This is a genomic window from Paraburkholderia sediminicola (assembly GCF_902859805.1).
Taxonomy (GTDB): domain Bacteria; phylum Pseudomonadota; class Gammaproteobacteria; order Burkholderiales; family Burkholderiaceae; genus Paraburkholderia; species Paraburkholderia sediminicola.
Window position 1 is genome coordinate 138,145 of sequence record NZ_CADIKC010000012.1, and the last position, 19,896, is coordinate 158,040.

The 19,896-nt window shown below is 61.6% G+C and carries 21 protein-coding genes; 9 read left to right on the plus strand and 12 right to left on the minus strand.

The window, feature by feature from the left end; all coding sequences use genetic code 11:
• Positions 1-22: 22 nt before the first annotated feature.
• The 7 genes from cheW to flhD all read right to left on the minus strand — a co-directional run bounded on the left by cheW (position 23) and on the right by flhD (position 6,571).
• Positions 23-559 (minus strand): chemotaxis protein CheW, encoded by a 537-nt coding sequence (gene cheW, locus R8871_RS31885; protein WP_097390704.1) that lies wholly within the window; start codon positions 557-559, stop codon positions 23-25.
• A 51-nt stretch (positions 560-610) separates the two neighbouring features.
• The gene (gene cheA / locus R8871_RS31890; protein WP_175054019.1) at positions 611-2,950 is read right to left on the minus strand and encodes a chemotaxis protein CheA; all 2,340 of its coding nucleotides are present in this window, start codon (positions 2,948-2,950) and stop codon (positions 611-613) included.
• Between the two features lie 98 nt (positions 2,951-3,048).
• Positions 3,049-3,426 (minus strand): response regulator, encoded by a 378-nt coding sequence (locus tag R8871_RS31895; RefSeq protein ID WP_175054020.1) that lies wholly within the window; start codon positions 3,424-3,426, stop codon positions 3,049-3,051.
• 84 nt (positions 3,427-3,510) lie between these two features.
• On the minus strand, positions 3,511-4,518 hold the full coding sequence (gene motB, locus R8871_RS31900) for a flagellar motor protein MotB (RefSeq protein WP_175054021.1): 1,008 nt from the start codon (positions 4,516-4,518) through the stop codon (positions 3,511-3,513).
• A 21-nt stretch (positions 4,519-4,539) separates the two neighbouring features.
• Positions 4,540-5,400 (minus strand): flagellar motor stator protein MotA, encoded by an 861-nt coding sequence (motA, locus tag R8871_RS31905; protein ID WP_006050895.1) that lies wholly within the window; start codon positions 5,398-5,400, stop codon positions 4,540-4,542.
• A gap of 238 nt (positions 5,401-5,638) precedes the next feature.
• Positions 5,639-6,199: a flagellar transcriptional regulator FlhC gene (flhC, locus tag R8871_RS31910; RefSeq protein WP_175054022.1), complete on the minus strand. Its 561-nt coding sequence runs from the start codon at positions 6,197-6,199 to the stop codon at positions 5,639-5,641.
• Positions 6,200-6,250: 51 nt separating this feature from the next.
• Entirely contained in the window at positions 6,251-6,571 is a 321-nt protein-coding gene (gene flhD, locus R8871_RS31915) for a flagellar transcriptional regulator FlhD (RefSeq protein ID WP_093640793.1), read from the minus strand.
• Positions 6,572-7,274: 703 nt separating this feature from the next.
• Here flhD and R8871_RS31920 point away from each other — a divergent pair.
• Entirely contained in the window at positions 7,275-8,339 is a 1,065-nt protein-coding gene (locus R8871_RS31920; protein WP_175054023.1) for a glycosyltransferase family 4 protein, read from the plus strand.
• Between the two features lie 302 nt (positions 8,340-8,641).
• On the opposite strand, the gene R8871_RS31925 is transcribed toward R8871_RS31920, so the two are convergent.
• Positions 8,642-8,944, minus strand: a complete 303-nt coding sequence (locus R8871_RS31925) for an H-NS histone family protein (protein ID WP_093640787.1) — start codon at positions 8,942-8,944, stop codon at positions 8,642-8,644.
• Positions 8,945-9,233: 289 nt separating this feature from the next.
• Between R8871_RS31925 and aqpZ the strand changes: the two genes are divergently transcribed.
• From aqpZ to R8871_RS31940, 3 genes are all read left to right on the plus strand, one after another.
• Positions 9,234-9,974, plus strand: coding sequence for an aquaporin Z (aqpZ, locus tag R8871_RS31930; RefSeq protein ID WP_175054024.1), 741 nt, complete (start codon positions 9,234-9,236; stop codon positions 9,972-9,974).
• A 162-nt stretch (positions 9,975-10,136) separates the two neighbouring features.
• The gene (locus R8871_RS31935; RefSeq protein WP_175054025.1) at positions 10,137-10,832 is read left to right on the plus strand and encodes a histidine phosphatase family protein; all 696 of its coding nucleotides are present in this window, start codon (positions 10,137-10,139) and stop codon (positions 10,830-10,832) included.
• A 285-nt stretch (positions 10,833-11,117) separates the two neighbouring features.
• Positions 11,118-11,429 (plus strand): PXPV repeat protein, encoded by a 312-nt coding sequence (locus R8871_RS31940; protein WP_175054026.1) that lies wholly within the window; start codon positions 11,118-11,120, stop codon positions 11,427-11,429.
• 81 nt (positions 11,430-11,510) lie between these two features.
• Here R8871_RS31940 and R8871_RS31945 read toward each other — a convergent pair whose 3' ends face one another.
• On the minus strand, positions 11,511-12,332 hold the full coding sequence (locus tag R8871_RS31945) for a Cof-type HAD-IIB family hydrolase (protein WP_175054027.1): 822 nt from the start codon (positions 12,330-12,332) through the stop codon (positions 11,511-11,513).
• A gap of 86 nt (positions 12,333-12,418) precedes the next feature.
• A complete protein-coding gene (locus tag R8871_RS31950) occupies positions 12,419-13,300 on the minus strand; it encodes a BadF/BadG/BcrA/BcrD ATPase family protein (protein WP_175054028.1) in 882 nt (293 codons plus the stop codon).
• 140 nt (positions 13,301-13,440) lie between these two features.
• On the opposite strand from R8871_RS31950, the gene R8871_RS31955 reads away from it, so the two are divergent.
• Both R8871_RS31955 and R8871_RS31960 read left to right on the plus strand, forming a co-directional pair.
• Positions 13,441-14,073 carry a DNA-3-methyladenine glycosylase I gene (locus tag R8871_RS31955; protein ID WP_175054029.1) on the plus strand — a complete coding sequence of 211 codons (633 nt, stop codon included), beginning with the start codon at positions 13,441-13,443 and terminating at the stop codon, positions 14,071-14,073.
• A 280-nt stretch (positions 14,074-14,353) separates the two neighbouring features.
• The gene (locus R8871_RS31960; protein WP_175054030.1) at positions 14,354-14,779 is read left to right on the plus strand and encodes a hypothetical protein; all 426 of its coding nucleotides are present in this window, start codon (positions 14,354-14,356) and stop codon (positions 14,777-14,779) included.
• Between the two features lie 131 nt (positions 14,780-14,910).
• Here the strand turns inward: R8871_RS31960 and rpsU are convergent, their stop codons facing one another.
• Together rpsU and R8871_RS31970 are read right to left on the minus strand one after the other, a co-directional pair.
• Positions 14,911-15,123 (minus strand): 30S ribosomal protein S21, encoded by a 213-nt coding sequence (gene rpsU, locus R8871_RS31965; RefSeq protein ID WP_006050883.1) that lies wholly within the window; start codon positions 15,121-15,123, stop codon positions 14,911-14,913.
• 359 nt (positions 15,124-15,482) lie between these two features.
• On the minus strand, positions 15,483-16,424 hold the full coding sequence (locus tag R8871_RS31970; RefSeq protein ID WP_175054031.1) for an aldo/keto reductase: 942 nt from the start codon (positions 16,422-16,424) through the stop codon (positions 15,483-15,485).
• 267 nt (positions 16,425-16,691) lie between these two features.
• Here R8871_RS31970 and R8871_RS31975 point away from each other — a divergent pair, with 267 nt between their 5' ends.
• The 3 genes from R8871_RS31975 to R8871_RS31985 all read left to right on the plus strand — a co-directional run bounded on the left by R8871_RS31975 (position 16,692) and on the right by R8871_RS31985 (position 19,837).
• Positions 16,692-17,840: a flagellin gene (locus tag R8871_RS31975; protein ID WP_175054032.1), complete on the plus strand. Its 1,149-nt coding sequence runs from the start codon at positions 16,692-16,694 to the stop codon at positions 17,838-17,840.
• 155 nt (positions 17,841-17,995) lie between these two features.
• Positions 17,996-19,510, plus strand: a complete 1,515-nt coding sequence (gene fliD, locus R8871_RS31980; RefSeq protein WP_175054033.1) for a flagellar filament capping protein FliD — start codon at positions 17,996-17,998, stop codon at positions 19,508-19,510.
• Between the two features lie 3 nt (positions 19,511-19,513).
• Positions 19,514-19,837, plus strand: coding sequence for a flagellar protein FliT (locus tag R8871_RS31985; protein WP_175054034.1), 324 nt, complete (start codon positions 19,514-19,516; stop codon positions 19,835-19,837).
• The last annotated feature ends 59 nt before the right edge of the window (positions 19,838-19,896 follow it).

The following is a 19,896-nucleotide window of genomic DNA, read 5'->3' on the forward strand; positions in this document are numbered from 1 at the left end:
TCTTACTGGCGCGTAGTCGTACTCAAGCGCTCAGCGTTTCGATCAGCGCCATTTCGCGGCTGGTCATCAGCTTCTCAATGTCCATCAGGATCAGCATGCGGCCGTCGACAGTGCCCAGACCCGTGAGGTACTCGGTCGTCAGCGTCGCACCGAATTCCGGCGCAGGCATGATCTGGTCGGTGGCGAGCGTCAGCACGTCCGACACGCCGTCCACCACCATCCCGACCACGCGATGCGCGACGTTCAGAATGATCACGACGGTCTGGTGGTCGTACTCGACGCGGCCCAGATGAAACTTGATGCGCATGTCCACGATCGGCACGATGATGCCGCGCAGATTGATCACGCCTTTGATGAACTCCGGCGCATTGGCGATTCGCGTCACGTTGTCGTAGCCGCGGATTTCCTGCACCTTGAGAATGTCGATGCCGTACTCTTCGGCGCCGAGCGTGAAGACGAGGAATTCCTGACCGCCGGCGTCAGCCTGCTGCGAGTCGCGGCGGCCATTCGTACCGCTCGCGTTTGCGACGCTCGAATTGATGGATTGGACTTCTGCCACGTTAGCCCCCAAACGGTTGGGATGAAATAAGTTGAGTGAGTGTTGCGGATGTCATGCGAGGCTCATCGCGCCGTGCGCATGGCGCGTTTCGCGATTCAGCGCCGCCACGTCCACGATCAGCGCGACACTGCCGTCGCCGAGAATGGTTGCGGCGGAAATGCCGTGCACCTTGCGGTAATTCGTTTCCAGATTCTTCACGACCACCTGCTGCTGCCCCACCAGCTCGTCGATCAGCATCGCAAAGCGGCGCCCTTCGGTTTGCATGATGGTGACGATGCCTTGCGTCGGCTCCTGCTTGGCGTCGTCGACGTTGAACACTTCGTGCAGCGCGACGAGCGGCAGATATTCGCCGCGCACGCGCACCACGCGTTCGCCGTTAGCCACCGTGTAGATGTCCTCGGCACGCGGTTGCAGCGACTCCATCACGAAGTTCAGCGGCAGAATGAAGATCTCGTTGCCGACCTTGACCGACATGCCGTCGAGAATCGCCAGCGTGAGCGGCAAGACGATGCGCGTGGTGCTGCCCTTGCCGGCATGCGAAGTGATTTCCACGTGACCACCCATCGACTGGATGTTCCGCTTCACCACGTCCATGCCGACGCCACGGCCCGAGACGTCCGTGACCTGCTCCGCCGTCGAGAAGCCCGGCAGGAAAATCAGGTTCCAGACTTCTTCGTCGGACATCGATTCGCTAACCTGCATGCCCTGCTTGGCGGCCTTCGCGAGAATCTTGTCGCGGCGCAAACCCGCGCCGTCGTCGCTCACTTCGATGACGATGTTGCCGCCATGGTGAGCCGCCGACAGCACCAGCTGACCGGTCGCATCCTTACCCGCCGCGCGCCGCGCTTCCACGGTTTCGATACCGTGGTCGAGACTGTTGCGCACGAGGTGGGTCAACGGATCGATGATCCGTTCGATGAGGCTCTTGTCGAGTTCGGTCGCCTGACCGAAGGTGACGAGCTCCACTTCCTTGCCGAGTTTCGCCGCCAGATCGCGCACGAGACGCGGGAAGCGGCTGAACACGTAATCCATCGGCATCATGCGGATCGACATCACCGCTTCCTGCAGATCGCGAGCGTTGCGCTCGAGCTGCGCCATGCCGTTGAAGAGCCGATCGTGCAGCGCCGGATCGAACGTGCTGGTGGTCTCGGCCAACATCGCCTGCGTGATCACCAGTTCGCCGACCAGGTTGATCAGCTGATCGACCTTTTCGACGCCGACGCGAATCGAGCTGCCTTCCGCGCCGCCTGCTGCCGCGGCCGGCCGTGCTGCCTTGCGATCCTGTTCGGCGCTTGCGGCCGTCGTTGTTGCCACACCTGTTGCCACACTTGCCGCCGGTGCGCTGCTCGCTGCTGCGGGTGCAGCCGCGGCGGGCGCCGGCGTAGTCGCTGTCGACGCCGGGGCGTTGAACAGCCCGTGCGTGGCGGCCTGAGCGGGCGCAGCGGTGTGGGCCGCCGGTGCCGACGATGCTGCCTGCTCCGCCTGGCCGGCGTGTGTCGTTTGTGCTGCTTGCGCCGAGGCCGAATCGGCAGCGTCGGGCGTTCCAGGTTCGCCTTGCTGCGTCTCGTCCGCCGGTGCGGTGCCGCGGCCGATCGAGATCTGACTTTCGTCGATCACGAAACAGCACACAGCGATGATGTCGTCGGAGGTCACATCGGTCTGGAGCCACAGCGTCAAATCGCCGCCGCTCTTGACCTGCCCGACGATGTTACCCAGGTTGCCGAGCTCTTCGGACAGCAGTTCCTGGTCCTTCTCACCTACGCCCCGTAGCGTAATTTTCAGATGGGGGCCGGCTGCATCGCCGGCGCCCGCGGCTTGTCCGGTCTGTGCCGGTTCGCCGTCAGTCCATTCACCCGCCGCCTGCACCGCCTGTTCGACGACGTGCTCGGGCGGGGTACCGCCTTGTCCTGCTGTCCCTGCTGTTCCTGCTGTTTGTGCTTCTACTGGTGCAACGGCTGCCACCGGTGCGGCGGCTGCCGGCGCCGCTTCGGCGCCCAGGCGGCTTTCCGCGTGCAACTGTTCGAGCTTCGCGCAGATCGCCTTGGCCACTGCCGTATCCGGCTCGGCGCTCGCACGGTAGTCGGTGAGCTGGCCCGACAACACGTCCTTGGTTTCGAGGAACGTGTCGATCATGTCCTTGCGCAGCACGAGTTCGTTATTGCGCGCGCGGTCGAGCAGCGATTCGAGAATGTGGGTCGTTTCCGTCAGCGCGGTAAAACCGAACGTCGCCGCGCCGCCCTTGATCGAATGCGCCGCGCGGAAAATCGCCGCGAGGTCTTCGGGGTCCGGATGCGCGATGTCCAGATTGAGCAGCAACTGCTCCATCTGCGCGAGCAGTTCGTCCGCTTCGTCGAAGAAGGTCTGATAGAACTGAGTGATGTCGAGTGTCATGCCTGGGTCACCGCGAGAGTTCCTGTCTACGCTTGGGCTGTCGTGCCGCCGCGTCGAGAGCTTCTATAACTTGTGTAAGGGTGGCGCTTATGAGGCGCTCATGCGTTGTCCGATTCGGCTAATGCCGCGACCAGTTCGGTCAACATGTCGGGGTCGAGCGGCTTTTCGATCCAGCCGGTCGCCCCCGCGGCCCGCGCCGCAGCCTTGAACGGCTCGCCCGATTCCGTCGTGAGGACGAGGATGGGCGTCGCCTGGTAAGCCGGATTGCCGCGCAGTTCCGTGATCAGATCGAGGCCGGTTTTGCCCGGCATGTGCTGGTCGGTCAGCACGAGGTCGAACGACATGGCGAGCGCGTTTTCGAGCCCTTCAATGCCGTCCGCCGCGAGCGTCACTTCATAGCCTGCCGTCGTCAGCGTTGCGGCGAGAATTTGCCGCATCGATGCCGAATCGTCGACTGCCAGGATGTGCCTGATCATGAAAACCTCACTGCACTTACGCTATGGACCGGCTGACCGTCCGCGCCACCTGAGCGCATGGGCCGGCCTGCCGGTCGCTGTCTGTTACTGGGCTGCCGGCGCTGCCGCCGGCACCTTCGGTGCAACCGTCACCGGTTGCGCAAGTCTTTGCAGCAGCGGCTTGGAGCCGGCCGCGTCGTCCGACAAGGTGGTCGTGGTGGAGTCGTCATGGTCAAGCGCCTCCTCCGACTTCTTGTTCAGCACGATGATGCTGATGCGGCGGTTTTCCGGATCCATCGGGTCCGCCTTGTTCAGGTTCTGCGTCGACGCGAGGCCGAGTACGCGCATCACCTTCGCTTCGTCCATGCCGCCGGCGATCAGCTCACGTCGCGACGCATTGGCGCGATCCGCAGACAGTTCCCAGTTGCTATAGCCCTTCTCACCGCCCGCGTATTGCACGGCATCGGTGTGCCCTTGCACGATGATCCGGTTCGGCACGTCGTTCAGCGTGTGTCCGATTTCGCGCAGGATGTCGCGCATGTACGGCTCAACCACGTCTTTCGCGGTCGCGAACATCGGCCGCTTCTGCGAGTCGACAATTTCGATGCGCAGGCCGGTCAGCGTCGAGTCGATGCGGATCTGCTGCTTGAACTGGCGCAGCACCGGGTTCGCTTCGATCGCCGCCATCAGCTTGACCTGCAGATCGTGCAGACGGACCTGCTCACGGCGTTCCAGCTCGCCCTGCGACTGCTTGATCGAGTCGTCGTTGCTATGCGAGACCGTGCGCTCGGCGCGATTGCTGCTGCCGTCGGTCGAGCGCGTCACGCCCTGTGCGTCGGTCGAAATATCGCGGCCGCCGCCCTTCAGAATGCTTGAGTCTTCGGCACTGCGATCGCCGCCCCACAGCGTGATCTTCAACGGCTGGTTGAAGTAATCGGCGATGCCCTTCAACTGCACGGTGGAGGCCGAGCTCAGCAGCCACATCAGCAGGAAGAACGCCATCATCGCGGTCATGAAGTCCGCATAGGCGAGCTTCCATGCGCCGCCGTGGTGGCCTTTCTTGGCCGGCGCGGAGCGCTTGACGACAATGGCGCGGTCTTTATCCTTGCTCATCGAATCAGTTCCCGGCGCCCATTACTTGGCTTTGACGCGGCGCACGTGCTCTTCCAGCTCGGCGAACGACGGGCGTTCAGTCGAGAAGAGCACCTTGCGGCCGAATTCGACGGCAATCGCCGGCGCATAGCCATTCAGACTGGCGAGAATCGTGACCTTGATGCACTGGAACATCTTGGTCGACTCGGTCACGCGCTGTTCGGCGACGCTCGCGAGCGGTCCGATCAGCCCGTACGAGAGCAGAATCCCGAGGAAGGTGCCGACCAGCGCCTGGGCGATCATCTCGCCGAGCACTGCGGGCGGCTTGTCGGCGGAGGCCATGGTGTGCACCACGCCCATCACCGCGGCCACGATCCCGAACGCCGGCATCGCGTCGCCGACCTTGTTCAGGGCGTGCGCGGGCGCCTCGCCTTCCTGGTGATGCGTCTCGATCTCCTCGTCCATCAGGCTTTCGATCTCGAACGCGTTCATGTTGCCGCCGACCATCAGACGCAGATAGTCGGTCAGGAATTCGATGATGTGATGGTCGGCGAGGATCTTCGGGTACTGGGTGAAGATCGGGCTCTTCGACGGATCGTCGATATCGGCTTCCAGCGTCAGCGTGCCTTCCTTGCGCGCCTTGGCCAGCAGGACGTAGAGGAGCGCCATCAGCTCCATGTAGACATCCTTGTTGTACTTCGCGCCCTTGAACAGGGTCGGAATGACGCGCAGTGTCGCCTTGATCGTCTTCATCCCGTTGCCGAGAATGAACGCGCCGACGCCGGCGCCGACGATCATCAGCACTTCGACAGGCTGCAACAGCGCGCCGAGATGGCCGCCTTCCAGCGCGTAACCGCCGAAAACGGACAATAGCGTCACGAGTGTTCCCACGAAAATCAGCACTGCCGAGCCCTCACAAAGAAGCGACGGTGACCGTCGTTAATCTGGTTTACGGCAACGAAGCAGAAAACTTTGGCGGAAAAGGGGCTCGTCGCTCCGGTGTAAACCAGAGGCGGGTTAAACCGGCCTGGCCGGGTCGCGCGTTGGCGGATCGGGCTGAAAAGCCCGCCGAATGGGGATGTAGGCGTGTGCAACGACCCGCTCGCCAGGGTGCGAGCCGTGTGCCGGCACCGCCTGCGGCTCAAATTTCGAGCGCGGCGAGGCTTTCGCGGGCCCGGGCGTCGGCAAATTTCTTTGTCTTACCCGCGCGCGACGGCGGCTGGCACAGCCCGCAGACGAAGGAGTGCTGCGGATCGTGGGCATGCGCGACAAAATGTCCCCCGCACCGGCAACAAGCGGTCATTTGCAGCATTCCGGAGTCGAAGAAGCGCACGAGCGTCCACGCGCGCGTGAGACTGAGCACGGGCTCATCGTCGTGCAGCTGGACATGTTCCAGATAGAGCCGGTAGCTCTTCACAATCGACTGGATCGTCAGACAGCCGCCGTGGCCGGCCATGAAACGGTAGATGTTGTAGAACAGCGATGAGTGAAAGTTCGGCTGCCAGGTCATGAACCAGTCGGTCGAAAACGGCAGCATGCCCTTGGGCGGCGACACCCCTTTCAGCTCCTTGTAGAGCTTGATCAGCCGGTCGCGTGACAGGCTGGTTTCCGCTTCCAGCAATTGCAGACGCGCACCGAGTTCGATCAGCTCGATGGCGAGGGTAATTTCCCTGACTTCCTGCACAACACTTTTATATGCCATCCGCTTGCATTTCCCCCATCCTGATCGCTTTACTTGAACTAAAAGCTGCCATCAGCTGAGTTGCTCGACTGGCTGGCTTGCCATCAGGATCGCGGAATGCGCCTGGGCCACGGCGCTCGATTTGCCTTTGTCCGCAAGGGCGGACAGCACGGCATGGTCATCGAAACGGAAACGGCACAACACCTGATTGGACGCCGCCAGTTTCACGGTCTGCGCCAAAGACAGATTGGCGAGCACGTCGGCCAGCTGGTCCGAAATCCCCATGCGAAACATGCCCATAGGCTTGTCCTCGCGCAGCAGACGCTGGGCGAGCAGGAGATAAGAAAGATTGACTTCTCTGATCTCATTGAGCATTTCGCTTGTCGCGCTCATGATTCCCCCGGGTGTATCTGGCTGGTCAGGCCGTTACGGAAACGTTTGCTCGAACGCGCGCACTTAAACCGCACGAATCGGCTCGTTTCTGGTCTTGGGAGCATTGTGTCGAAAGGGGGAGCGGACGAAAATCGGACAGACACCCTGCCTGTTTGACGGATTAATCCGTCATTCGTGTAGGAATTGTTCCTACACGGAGGGGTCGGAAAGCAGGTTGAAGCGGCCGAAGTGGCGCTCAGCTTGAGGCCGGCGATGCGTTTTGGCTATTTCCTCAGCAGAAATGTGAACCAAACGGTGAGTCCTGAGTGACTCACGATCCGCACCTTGTAGTGGTGAGAAAGAATTATAAGACGTTTTCACTTCTGCGCAACGCGCATGGTGTAGAGCGCGTTTTAGTCCCCGGGACCGTCCCTTGCTGATGCTCACTCAGCGTTCGGATGTCCACCCAGTCGTGCTTGCCGGCTATCGGGACACCCTCCTGCCGACCTGTAACGCATCATGTTTCGCGCTGTAACAACATTAAGCGTTTGAAAAATAACTCGAATTAGCGCGGCCGATCCCGATAATGAAGCTAAGGGATTACCCGATGCAGGTTCGGAATACCCCCGGGCGGCGGCTTACCGCGCCCAACCGTCCGTCAGGCATTCGCTCCTCGCTCGACCCGAGCGCCGTTGTGCGAAGCCGTTTTGAACAGGAGAAACGCATGCGAATCGCACAAATTGCGCCGCTGTATGAAGCTGTGCCGCCGAAACTCTACGGCGGCACCGAACGTGTCGTCTCGTACCTGACCGAAGCGCTGGTCGATCTCGGCCACGACGTCACGCTGTTTGCAAGCGGCGACTCGGTCACCTCGGCGAACCTCGATGCGTGCTGGCCGCGTGCGCTGCGCCTCGACCCGACGATTCGCGATGCGCTGGCTCCGCACGTCCTGATGATGGAAAAGGTGCGCAAGGTCGCGCATGAGTTCGACGTGCTGCACTTTCACCTCGACTACATGCCGTTCCCGCTCTTCACCACCATGGACACGCCGTTCGTGACGACGCTTCACGGTCGCCTGGACTTGCCGGAACTGCAACCGGTGTTCGACGCGTTCTCGAATGTGCCGGTGGTGTCGATCTCGGATTCGCAGCGCGCGCCGCTGCCCCAGGCCAACTGGCTGAACACGATTTACCACGGTCTGCCGGAGCAGCTGCTCACTCCGCAAGCGCACAAGAAGCCGGAATACCTGGCGTTCCTCGGCCGAATCTGTCCGGAGAAGCGCGTCGATACAGCTATCAAGATCGCTGCACAAAGCGGTTTGCCGCTGAAGATCGCCGCCAAAGTGGACAAGGTCGACCAGGAATACTTCAAGAAGGAAATCGAACCGTTGCTCTCCATGGCGCACGTGGAGTTCGTCGGCGAAATCAACGAGGCGCAGAAACCCGAGTTCCTGTCGGGCGCCAAGGCGCTGCTGTTCCCGATCGACTGGTCGGAGCCGTTCGGTCTCGTGATGATCGAATCGATGGCGTGCGGCACCCCGGTGATCGCGTTCAACCGCGGTTCGGTGCCGGAAGTGATCGACCACGGCGTGACCGGCTACATTGTTGAAGACGTTCAGGGCGCGGTAGCCGCGTTGCAGCGTCTGGACGAGCTGTCGCGCACCGAGATTCGCGCGCAGTTCGAGCGCCGCTTCAGCTCGAAAACGATGGCCCAGAATTACGTTGACGGCTATTCGGCATTGATCGAAGCGACGCGCCGCCCGATGTTGCGCCGGGTCGCGGTGGGTTGAGCAACGGGCTTAAGTGGCTGAGGTTTTTATCCGCTCAGTCGCTTAAGTCGTGCTTCTGCCGCTTACGCTGTTTTCCCGCCGCTTTCCGATTTGCACGCCAATCACGAGTAAATTTGCCTGGTGAATCGTTTGCGCGAGCGCTTAGCTAGAGTTAACCCGCTTCTACTACGGAAAAGCCGCCTCTCAAGGGCGGCTTTTTTAATTCAGCCATGGATGCGCTTCCATGCCGGATTAGCACGACGCGAATAAACCACCCTGCGCCGTTCAACCTTCAGTTGGCTTTCGCCCGGACTACAGGGCATTCAGGCCGCGCCAATCAGAAAGCGTTCGCGATTCTTGCCGACAATCCACTTTGGCGGTTTGCCGCGCCCGCTCCAGGTATTGCCCGATTTTGGATCCTGGTACTTGGCCGGCAACGGCGCCTTCTTCGGCGGGCGTCCACGCTTGGCGGCCACCGCAAAGCCCAGGTCTTGCGCGGTCAGACCGTATTCAGCGATCTTTTGGCGGATGTCGGCGACAACATTGTCGACTTCAGTACGACGGGCTTCGTCTGCCTGTGCCTGCAATTTGGCAATCTGTGCCTTGAGGTCTGCATATTGAGACATATCGGTTCTCCCCTTTTTAGAACTCATTCGCTCGCAGACTAGCTGCAATTATAAAAATTCGCAATGGACAATAATACCGATTTAGGAAGAAATCATCTGATAATTATTAAGCGTCGATGAATTGTAAAACGAGATCTTTATCGGGTAATAATAGGTAAAGGCGACTCCACTTTGACAATTCTTGACACCTAATCCGGCTGTCTTTCCCTAGAATTGCGCGCTCAATGGCATGCACTAGCGCTTAGCATTCATGCCACTCCAAGCGTCAAACATTTTAGGATTACCAATCATGCAGTTGTCAAAGCGCCTTGCTGCCGAGCTCTTCGGCACCTTCTGGCTCGTGCTCGGGGGCTGCGGCAGCGCCGTCCTCGCCGCCAACTTCGCCGGCCCGGTTCACGGTCTGGGCATCGGTTTCGTAGGCGTCTCGCTCGCCTTCGGCCTTACTGTCCTGACAATGGCGTATGCGATCGGTCACATCTCCGGCTGCCACCTGAATCCGGCGGTGAGCGTCGGCCTGACCGTCGCCGGCCGCTTCCCGGCCCGCGACCTGGTGCCGTACATCGTCGCGCAAGTGATCGGTGCGGTGCTGGGCGCGCTGGTGCTGTCGCTGATCGCCTCGGGCAAGCCAGGCTTTGATCTCGTTGCAAGCGGTTTCGCCAGCAACGGCTACGGTGAGCGCTCGCCGGGTCACTACTCGCTTGCAGCCGCCTTCATTTGTGAAGTGGTGATGACCGGCTTCTTCCTGTTCGTCATCCTCGGCGCGACGGACAAACGCGCGCCGGCCGGTTTCGCGCCGATCGCCATTGGCCTGTGCCTGACGCTGATTCACCTGATCTCGATTCCGGTCACCAACACGTCGGTCAACCCGGCGCGCTCCACCGGTCCGGCGCTGTTCGTCGGCGGCGCAGCGGTGGATCAGCTGTGGATGTTCTGGGTTGCACCGATTATCGGCGCGGTGATCGCAGGTGTGCTGTACCCGCTCGTCGCCGAAAGCCGCCGCGGCAGTTCGCAGGAACTGGCGCTCGACTGATCGGTTAATGCGCGGGGATTGCCCAGGTGTGCATACCCCGTGCAGTCAAAGCGGGCGCCACGGCGCCCGTTTCGTTTTGCGCACAATGCAGGCAGGCCCATGGCCTGCCGATAACCCGCTGCTAGAATCGTGCGACTTCCCAAGCTCGCACAGGTGCTACCGATGACCCGTTTCCGCGGATTCCTGCATGGCGTCGCACTCTCCATCGGCGGTTTGTGTGCAGGCGTACTGGCGTTACCCGCGGTCCATGCGGCAGAAAGCAATACCGAAACGCTGGTATTCGTGCGGCACGGCGAGAAACCCGCCAAGGGCTACGGTCAGCTCAATTGTCAGGGGCTCAACCGCGCGCTGGCGCTGCCTGCCGTGATCGCCGCCAAGTTCGGCAAACCGGATGCGATCTACGCGCCCGATCCAGGCCAGCAAAAGGACGACAGCGGGCATCCCTATTACTATGTCCGGCCACTTGCGACCATCGAGCCAACCGCCATCCAGTTCCAGATGCCGGTTCAAACTCCGTATGGCTTCGCCCAGATCGATCAACTCGGCGCAGCGCTCGTCAATCCCGCTAATCGCAACAAGCTGATTGTCGTGGCGTGGGAGCACAAGTTGATCGTGAAGCTGCTGCGCCAGATGATGAGCACGCATGGTGGCAATGCCGCCGATGTCCCCAACTGGCAAAGCGACGACTTCGACAGTATTTATGTCGTTCGCCTCAACTGGCAAAACGGCACGGCCCACGCCACGTTCAAGCTTGACCGGCAAGGACTGAACGGTCGCGCTGCGGATTGCCCATGCGCGGCACTGCCGGGAGCACCTTCCGCGGCTGCGGCGGGTGCTTCCGCTGGCTCAGCTGATTAATTGGGTAATACAGATGTAAGCCGTGATTACGGGGGCGGCCATCCGAATGCTGCAATAGGCGATGGGAACTGGATGCCGGCTCGTTCCAGGAAGCCGAGAGGCCTTATTTGGCGGGGTTTCGAGCGGAAAACGCGTACGTCGTGTTGCGCTCGAATGTTCCCTCTATTGCCTTTCAAACCCTGCGACGATGCTTGCAGTCCGTAACATCTCGTCTCACTAATCAGAGACCGGAATGCGTAGATTGGTCCTGTGCGACAAACATACGTCGCCTCACAGGAGAACAACATGAAACGCATCGTCACTCACTTGCTGGTTGCTGCTGGACTTGCTGCGGGCGCATGCGGTGTCGCGCAAGCGCATACGGATCTGAATATCGGCCTGTCGCTCGGCGCACCGGTTTATGCCCAACCTGCACCCGTCTACGCAGCGCCACAGCCGGTGTACTACGGCAACGGTGGTTGGGACCATCGCTATGAGCGCGGCGGCTACGGCGGCTACTATCGCGACGACCACCGGGATAACCGCGGCTGGGATCACAACGACCGCCGCTGGGGTCACGACGACCACGGCGATCGCCGTGGCGGATGGCACGGCTGATCGTAGCGTTGGCACGTAGGGTCGCCCAGGGAGGCGAACAACCGGCCCGCATCCGCGAAAGAGGATGCGGGCCGGTCCGTTTCAGGACATCAGTTCGTCGTCGAGCGAGAACAGTTTGCGCAGATGGTGCGCGACGCCCGCTTCGGAGTTGTTGCCGATGCGCGGCACGTTCGGCAGACGCGTGATGAGATCAGGATTGGCGTTGTTCATCATGAACGGATGGCCGGCTGTCTCCAGCAGGTCGATATCGTTCATGTTGTCGCCGAACGCCACGCATTGCGACGCATCGACGCCGAGGCGCTCGAGCACGATCTGCAAAGCACGCCCCTTCGATACGTTCGACGTCATCACCTCCAGGCAATCCGGCAGCGAATAGGTGACGTACAGCGCGTCGCCAAATTCGCGCGCCAGGTTGGCGGAGATTTGCGCGAGATCGGCAGGGTCCCCGATGTAAAGGACCTTGGCAATGTCGACGCCGTCGTGCTTCGGCAGATCGGTGACTTCGTAGGTGAAGCCGGAATCCTGGTGGAATTTCAGCAGGTCCGGCGCATCGCGGTCGATCAACCACGCCTGATCGGCGAACAGGTTGACGATCACACGTCCGTGTTCGCCGACAATTTCCGGCAGCACCAGCCGCTGCACAATGGCCGGCGGCAGGTCGTCGGCGTGGATCACCGTGTTGTCCGGCGCGTGAATGCGCGCGCCGTTCGACGTGATCAGGTACGGCTTGATGCCCAGCAGGTCGCGAATGCCCGCAACGTCGCTGAAGTGGCGCCCCGTGGCGATCACGAAATGCAGCCCATCGCTTTCCAGCTTGCGCACGGTGGCGATCGTGAACGGGTCCACCTGGTGATCGGCGTTGAGCAGCGTGCCGTCGAGATCCGTGGCAATGACTTTATACATAGTGTGAGCAGCCGGGCAGCGTCAAAGATCGCATTTTACCGTTGCGCGCGCATATGTGAGATCGCACCCGGCGCGCCCGACGGTTCTCAACCGTCGATGCGAGCCGCTTCGCGCTGCGCCAATTGCAAACCGCCGTGTGCCGAATCCGCCAACGGTTCGCGCAGACGGGCTTGATAGATCTGCGGCACATACTCGCGCAAGGGTGCCCCGAGACCGCCGCACAGCGCGACCGGCAGGCTCGCCGAAGGGTCGAGCGCGGCGATCATCTTGCCCACTTCAAGGCCGGCCTCACCGAGCAAACGCGCCGCGAACGGATGCGTGCGATGCGCAATGACGATCGGCGCGAGCCTTGCATAAGCAGTCTGATTGGCTTCGCACAGCCAGACCACGAGGCTGTCGCTGTCATGTGCGCCGGTGTGGGCGAGCAGTGCCTGCGCCAGATCGTCGTTGGGTACACGGCCGTCGAGCGCCTGCTGGGCGTACACGATGGCTCGTAGCCCAAGCCACGCGCCGCTCGCTTCGTCACCCGACGGATAACCGAAGCCGCCGGCAGTTCGGCAGTCGCCATTGCCGTCAAGCACGGCCGCCTGACTGCCGGTGCCAAGCGCGACGACCACGCCCTGCGCGCCGCCGTGCGCGCCAAGCAAGGTGGTGTACACATCGCTTTCCACCGCGAGCCCGGCTACCGCCGGCGCCTGCGCGCGAAACGCGGCCAGCCAGTCGCGATTATTGACCCCTGCCAACCCGCAACCGAGTACGCAGCGCGCCCAGTCCAGCGACTCACCGGCACGCGTGAATGCCTCGACGCAGCCGGCCCCAATGGCCTGCCACGCACGGTCCACGCCGAGGCCAAGCCCCGAGGGGCCGCTCGCCGCCTGCGCCAGTTCACGGCCCTGCGCATCGCCGAGTACGACTCGCGTACCCGTGCCGCCGCCGTCAATGCCGATCAGAAAGAGGTCTTTATTCATCGAATCGAGTGAGTTCAGGTGGTGAATAACGCATAGCGTGGCAGGTCAGTTTCAATCCCGCAATCGACCGAATGGCCAGCTTGCGGCGCGCACCGCTTCCGCTATGCTGACGGACGACATGACAACGCGGGAGCGCAAAAGTGACACAGCGATGCAACTGGGTATCGAGCGAAGCGCTCGCACACTACCACGACACCGAGTGGGGGGTGCCCTCGCGCGACGATCAGCATCTGTTCGAACTGCTTGTACTGGAAGGCGCCCAGGCAGGCTTGTCGTGGTCGACGATTCTTAACAAACGAACCGGCTATCGCCGCGCCTTCGCCGACTTCGACATCGATAAGGTCGCGCGCTTTACGCCCAAACAGGTCGATGCGCTGGTGCTGGACGAAAGTATCGTCCGCCATCGCGGCAAGATCGAGTCGGCCATCACCAATGCACGCGCCGTGCAGCAGATTCAGGCCGAGCATGGCTCGCTCGCCAACTTCGTTTGGTCGTTCGTCGACCAGACGCCGATCCAGAACGATTGGGCATCGTATAAACAGGCGCCTGCGTCGACCGAAATTTCGGACGCGCTCAGCAAGGGCCTGAAGCGCTACGGCTGCAAATTCGTCGGATCGACGATCTGCTATGCCTTCATGCAGGCCGTCGGCATGGTGAATGACCACGAGGCGAGCTGTATGTGCCGCGCGCGATGCGCAGCGCTTGGCAAGAAGGGACGCAATCGCAAGGCCGGTTGCGGCAGCGGTTGGCAGCGCCTGGCGCAAAGCGTCTGAGGCGCCGCTCGCGTTCCAGGCAAACGCCCGCCATCCGGTAAAGCCCTGTCTACGCTTTTCACGCGAGCAGTCGTTATAGAGATGGTGAGCGCTGGCCGCCGCGGTGGCGGGCGATGTTGCCAGACCGGCATAAGCGATAGAAAGAGCAAACGAGCCAAACCCGGGAATTGAAGGCTTTTCGCCGTGCTAGTCCGGGTTTCGTTAATTGGCGCGTATCCGATACTGCCGTTCATGCGCTCGAACAACGAATAACCGCTGCGTAACGCATGGGAGACCAACCATGAAAACCCTTAATTTCCTGACCCATCAGGAGATTTTCGACCAGGCCGTGGACCATCTGCTCGGCCAGAAACGCGCCGCCTTATTACCGCGTGGCGGCGGCGCATACCGCGGCTACTGCGGCGGTTGCCCGGTCGGCAGCTTCATCAAGCCGCGCGACTACATGACCGCGATGGAAGGCGTTCCGGTGCGCTACATCGGCCGGGCGGCCACCGAGGTGCCTGCTTACATGGACGCCGGCATCTCCGCGCTCAGAAAGGCGCTCCTGCGCGCCCGCCTCAATGTCTACGACCCGGCCACGATCACGCTGCTTAGTTGCCTGCAAAACGTGCACGACGTGTTCGGCACGTGGGAATGGCACGAGCGTCTGAGCTCGATTGCGCGGCAATTCGGCCTGTCCGCCGAGCGCCTGAAGAGCGCCGCGTAACGGGCCTCGGTACGGCGGCAAAAGCCCAACGTAATTCGACTCCCCAAAAGCAAAGCGGCGATGTGGCTTCTTTCGAAGCTCACACCGCCGTTCGGCGTACAGTGCGCGAAATGCAGCGCGAAAAAGCGTGCTTAGTGCAGCTTTTTCGGCAGCATCTGGCTGCGCAGGCGCTTGTGCAGGCGCTTCACAGCAGCAGCCTTCTTGCGCTTACGTGCCGTAGTCGGCTTTTCGTACGATTGGCGCTCACGCAGTTCAGCGATCAGGCCATTCTTTTCGATTGCGCGACGAAAGCGGCGAATCGCCACTTCGAACGGCTCGTTTTCTTTCAGAAGAATCGTCGTCATTTAATTCCTAACTCAATCACTTGATAGGGGTAAATTGCGTGGCGGATACCGCTCACGCGCCGGCCCTCCGGTCGTTCCGATTCATGGCCAGTAACAGGCAAACGCGGGAAGAATCCCGGCCAAACCACGAATGAAACGAGAGGCATAACGGCCACGGAGGCCGGAAAAGAGAGGTGGGGAGTTCACCGCGGAACGCGGACAGACGTAACGCATATGCCGCGTCTGCTGCCGTTTCGCCAACCTTTCATCAATGAAAAACATTGACGAAACAGGCAAAGATCTCAATTCACTCCCGATGATATCAGGAAACTCTCCATCCTACCAGGGGTTTAGCGATCGCGCCAGGTCCCCTGCGCGGGTCAGGCGCTCGCCTCGTCCAGCTCGCGGATATCGGCGCCAGTCAGCATCAGATGGACGGCGGCGGCCAGGCTTTTGAGCTGGTCGACCGAGGTCGCGCTGGCAATTGGGGCCGTGACACTCGGGCGGGCAATCAGCCATGCCAGAGCGACCGTGGCCGGCGTGCTGCCGTGTCGCCCGGCGACCCGGTCGAGCGCGTCCAGAATCCGCAAACCGCGCTCGTTCAGATACTTCTCGACCCGGCTGCCACGCGCCTTGTTGGCCAGATCCGCCTGCGAACGGTACTTGCCGGACAGAAAGCCGCTGGCAAGGCTCCAGTAAACCACCACGCTGAGCTGATTGGCGAGCGCCACCGGCTCGATGTCGCGCTCATATTCCGCGCGGTCGTACAGGTTGTATTCCGGCTGCAACAACTGGTACTCGGGCAGCCCGTGCTGACGGGACACGGCGAGCGCTTCCTCGACGCGCGCGCCGCTGTAGTTCGACGCACCGATCACCCGCACCTTGCCCGCTTCGATCAGCTTCTGATACGCGCCGAGGGTTTCGGCCAAAGGCGTTTCGGTGTCGTCGTCGTGAGAAAAATAGACATCGATGTAATCCGTCTGCAGGCGCCGCAGCGAATCCTCCACGGCGGCCTGAATATTCGCCGCCGACAAACCCTTGCGCTGCGGGTGCTTCGAAACCTTGGTGGCGAGCACGATCCTGTCGCGCTTGCCGCTCTGCCTGAACCACTTGCCAATGATGGCCTCCGATTCGCCACCCTGGTTTCCCGGCGCCCACGCGGAATAGACGTCGGCCGTATCGATAAAGTTGAGCCCCGCATCGACAAATGCATCCAGGATCGAAAAGGAGGTCGCTTCATCGGCCGTCCAGCCAAATACATTGCCACCGAACATAAGCGGCGCGACCTCTAATTCGGAACGTCCAATCCGGCGCTTTTGCATGATTTCTCCAGGGTTTGTCACAAGAGAAAAGGAGAATACGCCGTCTTTTCAATACCTGCAGTGGATCTCCCGAACCAGGCTGCAAGCGGCTTACAGACGGGTAGCAGCCCAACCGGCACGAAAAACAATTGGGTTGCTATTGCACAAAGTTCCTCAAGTTTTTTTTAGACGCGCCGTCAACCTTCACTGAGGCGGCCAGCAATGAACGAGTGCTTCCGCCGATGCCAACGTGGCGTATTGGGCTCAAGGCTTATTTAGGAGATTTTCATGCTCGGAATCAATAGCAACATCAACTCGCTGGTTGCACAGCAAAACCTCAATGGCTCGCAAAGCGCCCTTTCGCAAGCCATCACCCGTCTGTCGTCGGGCAAGCGCATCAACAGCGCGGCTGACGATGCAGCAGGTCTGGCGATCTCGACGCGTATGCAAACGCAGATCAACGGCCTGAACCAGGGCGTGTCGAATGCGAATGACGGCGTGTCGATGGTTCAAACCGCATCGAGCGCACTGTCCTCGCTGACGTCCAGCCTGCAACGTATCCGCCAACTGGCCGTGCAAGCATCGACCGGTTCGCTGTCGTCGAGCGACCAGGCAGCTCTGCAGAAGGAAGTGGCAGCACAGATCTCGGAAGTGAACCGTATCGCGTCGCAAACGACGTACAACGGCACGAACATTCTGGACGGCTCGGCAGGCAGCCTGACGTTCCAGGTCGGCGCGAACGTTGGCCAGACCATCAGCCTGAACCTGAGCCAATCGATGTCGGCAGCGAAGATCGGTGGCGGCCTGGTGCAAACGGGTCAAACGGTCGGCACGGTCTCGCTCAGCGTGGACTCGGCTGGTGTCTACACGACGGCTGCGTCGCCGGCAATCACGGCAATCAACGTGCTGTCGGACGGCAAGGGCGGTTACACCTTCACCGATCAAAACAACCAGGGTATTGCAGCAACGGTCGCAGCCGCAGTGTTCGGCGCAGGCGCAACGGCAGGTACGGGTACCCAGGGCACGGCTCTGGCACTCCAGGCTGCTGCAACGACGACGGCAGGTGCAGGTTCCGCTGCTCAGGCATCGGCAGTCGCTCAGATCAACGCGATCAACAGCCCGCCGACGGTTTCGAACCTCGACATCAGCACGGTCACCGGCGCAAACGAAGCGATGGTCTCCATCGACAACGCACTGCAGACCGTCAACAACCTGCAAGCTTCGCTGGGTGCTGCACAAAACCGCTTCACCGCAATCTCGACGTCGCAGCAAGCTGAATCGACCGACCTGTCGTCGGCACAATCGCAAATCACGGACGCCAACTTCGCACAAGAAACGGCTAACCTGAGCAAGGCGCAAGTGCTGCAACAAGCTGGTATCTCGGTGTTGGCGCAAGCTAACTCGAACCCGCAGCAAGTTCTGAAGCTCCTGCAGTAAGAGCTGACGCAGTAAGGTGATGCGCCGCGCGCAAGTGCGGCGCATCACCAGTCTCAAGCAACGGGAGGCATGCCTCCCGCTGTGCATTCCGATTACGAAGTGATGTAGCATCGCGCACCACCCAATACAGATTTCCAGACGCCCGGAGCCTCTGCATGTCCTCGATCTCTACCACGTCTTCTGCTGCGTCAACCGCCGCTGCCAACTCGGCGCTGCAGTCGGCCGCTCAATCGATCATCAGCGGCTCGACCGGCAACTCGTCGATGGACGTGTCGACGCTCGTTACGGCACTCGTGAACGCGAAGACCGCAGGACAAACCGCGGCTCTGTCGGCACAACAAACCTCGGATAACACCACGTTGTCCGCATACGGCGCCCTGAGCTCCGCGCTGAGCGCGTTGCAGTCGGGCATCACGAACCTCGCCAACGGCACCACGCTGTCGACTTTCTCGGCAACCGCCAGCGGCACCGGTCTGACGGCGACAGCCGGTGCGGGCGCCGTGGCCGGCAGCTACTCGGTCGGCGTGACACAGATCGCCAGTTCCCAGGCGTTGTCTTCGGCGGCCTTCGGCGCCACGACCCAACTGGGCGCCGGCACGCTGACGGTGTCGCTCGGCGGCAAGTCGATGGACATCAACGTCGACAGCACCAACAACACGCTCTCCGGCATCGCCGCCGCAATCAACTCCAGCAGCAGCAACCCCGGCGTCACGGCGACCATCGTGACCGGTACGGACGGCGCCCACCTCGTGCTGCGCGCGGCGAACACGGGTGCATCCAACGTCATCAACGTCTCGACCAGCAACATCACGTCCGACACCGGCCTGTCGAGCCTCGGCGTGACTTCGACCGCCAGCACCACGGGCGGCCAGTCGTCGATCACGTCGGCGAATTCGAGCAGTGCCTGGACGCAAAGCGGGTTTGCCCAGGACGCGGAATTCACGGTAGGCGGAATCGCGGCCAGCAGCTCAACGAACTCCGTGACGAGCGCCATTTCCGGCGTCACGATGAACCTGACGGCGGCGTCCGCGGGCACCACGCAGACGCTGACCATTGCGACGGACACCACGTCGCAGAGCACCGCGATCAACAACTTCGTCAGCCTCTACAACACCGTCGTCACTACGATGTCCACGCTCACGTCGTTCAGCTCCGGATCGTCGTCGCAAGGCCCGCTGCTGGGCGACTCGACGCTGCAGACGATCAAGAACACGCTGGCGTCGATCGTGGGCAGCTCGGTGGGCTCGGGCAGCACCGGCACCACGCTGGCGTCGATCGGCATCACGTTGAAAGACGATCCGGCGGACGGCACGATGGTGGTCGACAACACCGCGCTGAGCACCGCACTGACGGCGAACCCGGCGACGGTCGCCTCGCTCTTCAACTCGACCAACGGCATCGCCGAGCAGTTGAACAGCAGCATCACCACCTTCACGCAGACCGGCGGCATCATCGATACGCGCAATACCGCGCTGAACGCCGACCTGAAGAGCATCACCACGCAGCAAACGGCGCTCGCCGACTACACGGCGCAACTGACGAGCCAGTATCAGGCGCAATTCACCGCGCTGAACACGCTGATGGCGACGATGAACAATAATTCGCAGTACCTGACCGCCCTGTTCGGCGGCACCAACAGCGCCGGCGCACTGGCGACCAACAAGAGCTAAGCCATGGACCCGATCGAAATGAACCAGTCGGAGTTGGTCGAGCGTCTGCTGTCGATCACACGGGAAATCGAACAGGCGGCCTCGCTCGCCGACTGGCCGGAAGCGGCCCGCCTGACCGAACTGCGCTCGCCGCTGCTGATGTCGGTGTCCGCGGATCAGGAACCGGCGGCGCTGGACATGATCCGCCGGATCCAGGCCATCGACGCAACTCTGCTCGCCGATGCGGAAACCACCCAGAACGAGCTGCATATCGAATTCGAAGCGGCGATCGGGCGCACCAAAGCCGCGGGCGAATATCAGCGGATGGCCCGGCTGCAAGCGGGCTGAAGGGCCGGCTGCCGCTCCCGGCCGAACCGAACAGGCCGAACCGCGGGATCGACCCGCTG